The 4763-nt window shown below is 75.2% G+C and carries 3 protein-coding genes; all 3 read right to left on the bottom strand.

All coding sequences use genetic code 11. From position 1 onward, the window contains the following. Positions 1 to 979: serine/threonine-protein kinase (locus C1A33_RS20410; protein WP_133150754.1), on the bottom strand; the 979-nt coding region annotated here is incomplete at its 3' end. After that, positions 979 to 3276 (bottom strand): serine/threonine-protein kinase, encoded by a 2298-nt coding sequence (locus C1A33_RS20405; protein WP_243407757.1) that lies wholly within the window; start codon positions 3274 to 3276, stop codon positions 979 to 981. The genes C1A33_RS20405 and C1A33_RS20410, both read right to left, overlap by 1 nt. Positions 3277 to 3318: 42 nt before the next feature. Further along, a partial coding sequence (locus tag C1A33_RS35860) for an NHL repeat-containing protein (protein WP_279354677.1) occupies positions 3319 to 4763 on the bottom strand: 1445 nt, incomplete at its 5' end.

The raw sequence follows: 4763 nt of genomic DNA, 5'->3' as shown, positions 1-4763 counted from the left end.
GGGCATGGGTGGGGTGGCTGGGGTGCGCGAGGCGGGTGGCGTCGGTGACGTGGACGGGCGCGGCACCACGAGCGGTGCTGCCACTGTCGATCGTCCCCGGGGTGATCGTGCCGGAGGTGAACGCCGTGGTCACGACGGTGACGCCGCTGCCGGGCAGCCAGCCGGGTCCGAACGCGGCGTCGGCCGCCGCGGTGAGCTCCTCGGCGAACACCGTCCCGCCGGGCTGGCGGGCGGCGGGATCCTTGGCGAGGGCCCGTTGGACGACCACGGCGAGCGCCTCGGGGACGCCGGGCAGCGGCGGCGGGTCAACCTCGACGTGCCGGCGGAACAGCTCGGGCACCGGCAGGTCGGCGGGGAACAACGGCGCGCCGCGGAGCAGTTCGTGCAGCACCGCGCCGAGCCCGTAGATGTCGGTGGCGGGGCCCAACCGGCCGCGGCGGATCTGCTCGGGTGCCATGTAGCGGGGAGTGCCGGCGAGCCGGCTCGCCGCACCGCCCGCCCCCTCGGAGATCTTCGCGATGCCGAAGTCGGTGAGCTTCGGCTGGCCGCGCGCGGTGAACAGGATGTTGGCCGGTTTCACGTCGCGGTGCAGGATGCCGGCCTGGTGCGAGCGGGCCAGGGCGTGGGCGACGGCGAGCGCGACCGCGCAGGCCGCCGGCGGGGTCAGCCGGCGGGCATCCACCGGCCCGCCGGGCAGCAGCTCCATGACGAGCAGGCACACATCGTCGCGGGCGATGAAGTCGTGGATGCGGACGATGTGCGGATGGTCGAGGCGGTTGAGCAGGCGCGCCTCGGTGCGGTATGCGTCCATGACCGCGGGGTCGGCAGTGGTCGTGGCCAGCACCTTGATGGCGACCTGCCGGTCGAGGTCCCGGTGGCGGCCGGCGAGCACCAGGCCGGACCCGCCGGCGCCGAGCTGCGGCCCGACGGCGTAGCCGGGCAGCGCCGCCGCGACCCGGTCCCGGTCGACGGCGACCATCAGCGCCCTCGCCCGGACGTTCCCGGCTTCACCGCGATCACGTCGATGCGGTGGGCGTTGGCGTCGCACACGAGCAGGTAGCCCCGGTAGTACAGGATGTTCTCGGGCCAGGCGAACTCGGCGCCGGTCGCCGGGCCGCCGAGGCCGGCGCTGCCCGAGGTTCCCGTCCCCGCGATCGTGGTGATGATGCCACGCGGGTCGATCCGGCGGATCCGGTGCGCCGAGGCGTCCGCCAGGTACAGAGTGCCGTCGTCACCGGGGGCGACAGCGGCGCCGTACCCGGTCAGCTGCGCGCGGGTGGCCGGGCCGCCGTCACCGGCGAATCCCGCGGTGCCGTTGCCGGCCACGGTCGTGATGATGCCGCGCGGGTCGACGTGCCGGACGCGGTTGTTACCGGAATCGGTGACGTACAGGCCGCCGTCGGACGGGTCGATCGTCATCCCGTCGAGGTAGGTCAGCCGGGCGCCGGTCGCCGGCCCGCCGTCGCCGCCGAAGCCGTACCCGCCGGAGCCGACGACCGTCGAGATCAGGCCGTCGCGGTCGATCCGGCGGACCCGCATGTTCCCCCCGTCGGCGACCAGCAGACTGCCGTCCGGGCCGAGCGCGACCCCGCTCGGCCCGCTGATCTGGGCGAACACGGCCGGGACGCCGTCGGAGGAGAAGCCGGGCGAGGGCGGGTCGTTGGTTCCGGAATAGCCCGCCTTGCCGGTGCCGGCGACGGTCGTGATCACACCGTTCGGGGCGACCCGCCGCACCCTGCGGTTCTCCTGATCGGCGATGTACAGGTCGCCGGCGTCACTGACCGCGACGCCCACGGGGGACGCCAGTTTCGCCCTGGTCGCCGGGCCGCCATCGCCGGCGAAGCCGTGGATACCGCTGCCGGCCACGGTGGTGATGGTGCCGTGGCGGTCGACCCGGCGGATCCGGTTGTTACCGGTGTCGGCGACGTAGAGGTCGCCGTGGCGGTCGACCGTGATCCCGCGCGGACTGTTCAGCGCGGCCTGGCTGGCGGGTCCGCCATCGCCGGAGAAACCCTCGGTGCCCAGGCCGATCGCGACGGTGATGCGTCCCGCCGCGAGCGTCGTCGGAACCCAGCCCGGCATCCGGTCGGAGTCGCGCCCGCCGACGGCCAGGTAGGTGACCCCGCCGGCGGCGGCCAGGACGACCGCGGCGGCCGCGGCGACGAAGGCGACCCGCCGGCGCTTCCACCCGCCGGCCCCGCCGGTCCCGCCGATCCCGCCGATCCCGACGAACCTGGCGAACCGTGCGGCGCGGCGACCGGCGGGGCCGTCCCCGCCGAACGGATCGGTGGCGCCCGCGGCGCCGTCCGCTCGCGGCCCGGATCCGCCGAGACCGGCGGGGATCCGGGCGCGGCGCGCACGGTGGCGCACCGGGTCCCGCAACTCCTCCGGAAGCCGCAGGACGATCCCGGTACCAGCCGTCCAGTCCGGGCCGTACGCGCGGACCGCGGCGAGGGCGAGCGCGTGCGCGAACACCCGGGCGTCCGGCTGCCGCTGCCCGGGCTGCTTCGCCAGCGCCCGCATCACCACCGCGGCGACACCCTCGGGCACACCAGCCGGCGCGGCCGGGATGACCTGCAGATGGTGCCGGAACAGTTCCGGCACGGACAGGCCGGAGCCGAACAGCGGCCGCCCGGTGAACTGCTCGTGCAACAGCACCCCGAGGGCGTACAGATCGGTCCACGGCCCCAGCCGGCCACCGGTGATCTGCTCGGGCGCCATGTACCGGCCCGTGCCGACGACGCGGCTGGCGGTGGACGCGGTGCCGTCGAAGATCTTCGCGATGCCGAAGTCGGACAGCTTCGGCTGACCCGCCTCGGTGAACAGGATGTTGTCCGGCTTGACGTCGCGGTGCAGCACCCCGGCCTCGTGTGCGGTGGCGAGCCCGTCGGCGACGGCAAGCGCCACGGCGCAGGCGGCCCGCTGCCCCAGCCGCTGGCGGGTGAGGGTGCCACCGCCGAGCAGCTCCATCACCAGGAGTGCCAGGTCGCCGTTGCCAGCCCGATTGTGATCGACCTGGCCGCCGTCCACATAGTCGTGGACTCGCACGATGTGCGGATGCTCCAGCCGGCTGAGTATGCGCGCCTCGGTGCGGAAACCCGCCATCGCGACCGCGCTGCCGGCCAGGCCGGCGGTCATGACCTTGATCGCGACGTCCCGGCCCAGGCCCAGATGGCGCCCGGCGAGCACGAGCCCGTACGCGCCGGAGCCCAGCTCGTCGCCCACCGCGTAGCCGGGTAGGGCGGCGATCACCCGCTCACGGTCGATGACTGGCATCGCGGCCTCCCGATCTGACTGTTCCGAGCGTCCATCCGACGGTCAGCCGCGGGCCGGCGGCCGCGACGGCGCCACCACACGGATCCGCTTGGAGATTCGTTCGGAGAGGAACACGAGGCCCTGGTGGTCGACGGCGACCGCACCGTCGGGCCGGCCGAGGCCTGCCGCTCCCGCCGGGCCGCCGTCCCCCGAGTAGGTGGTGCGCGCGGACCCGGCGAGGGTCGTGATGACGCCGCGTGGGTCGACCTTGCGGATCCGCCCGTTGCCACGGTCGGTGATGTAGACGTTGCCGGCGGCGTCGACCGCGACGCCCCGCGGCACCTGCAGGGACGCCCGGGTGGCCGGGCCACCGTCGCCGGCGAACCCACGCCGGCCGTCGCCCGCGAAGGTGGTGATGACGCCGCGTGTGTCGACCTTGCGGATCCGGGAGTTGTTGGAGTCGTCGATGTAGAGGTTGCCCGCCGCGTCCACCGCGACGCAGTAGGGATGATCGAGCAGCGCCGCGGTGGCCGGCCCGCCGTCGCCGAAGGACCCGACTCCCGGGGAGCCCGCGTACGTGGTGATGATCCCTCGGGTGTCGACCCTGCGGACGAGGTTCTCGCCGAAGTCCGCGATGTAGGCGTTGCCCGCGGCGTCGAGGGCGACCGAGCCCGGGTAGGACAGCGGCGCCTCGGTCGCCGGGCCGCCATCCCCGGCACCGGCGTCGCGGTAGCCGATCGCGGTGCCGACCACGATGTGCTCGTCGGTACCGGCGAAGGTGCTGATGATCCCGTCGCGGTCCACGCGACGGATCCGGTGGTTGAACGTGTCGGCGATGTAGAGGTCGCCGTCGTGACCGAGGGCGATGCCGGCGGGCTGGTTGAGCCGTGCGGCGGTGGCCGGCCCGCCGTCACCGCTGAAGCCGGCGGTGCCGTTGCCCGCGACGGTCGTGATCACACCCTGGGCGCTGATCCGCATCACCCGGTTGCTGCCGAAGTCCGCGTAGTAGAGGTTGCCGAACGCGTCGACGGCGATGCCGAACGGGTCGCCGAGGCTGGTCTGCAGCGCCAACGCGCCACTGACGGGCACGCCCGGTCCGCCCGTCCCGGCGACCGGCCAGATCCTGGCCCCCGGGTCGCTGCTGACCTGCGGCGTCGTCGGGGCCACAGCGGGCGGGCGGAGCGCGGCCGGCGGCGCGTCCCGCTCGTCGTGGCGCGGGTACAGCACGGCGACCGTGGCCGCGACCAGCGCCAGCACCACCGGCAGGACGACGGCCACCCGCCGCCGGCGCCAGACCCGCCGCCACCTCCCGGCCCGGGCATCGCCGCCGTCGGGCGCCGCGGGCGCCGCCGCGGTCGCGGTCTCGGCTGCGGTCTCGGCATCCCGGGCGCCGCCCTCCGGCGGACCCGGGACCTGCGGGGGCGCCCCGCCGGTCGGCGGGACCAGCACGGGCGGGCTGTGGGCGGGCGGGACCAGCAGAGGCGGGCTGTGGGCGGGCTGGCTGGGCG

It is taken from the genome of Frankia canadensis (genome assembly GCF_900197875.1).
Lineage (GTDB): Bacteria > Actinomycetota > Actinomycetes > Frankiales > Frankiaceae > Frankia > Frankia canadensis.
The sequence above is the reverse complement of the archived record's forward strand: the minus strand, read 5'-3'. Positions and strand labels throughout refer to the sequence as shown.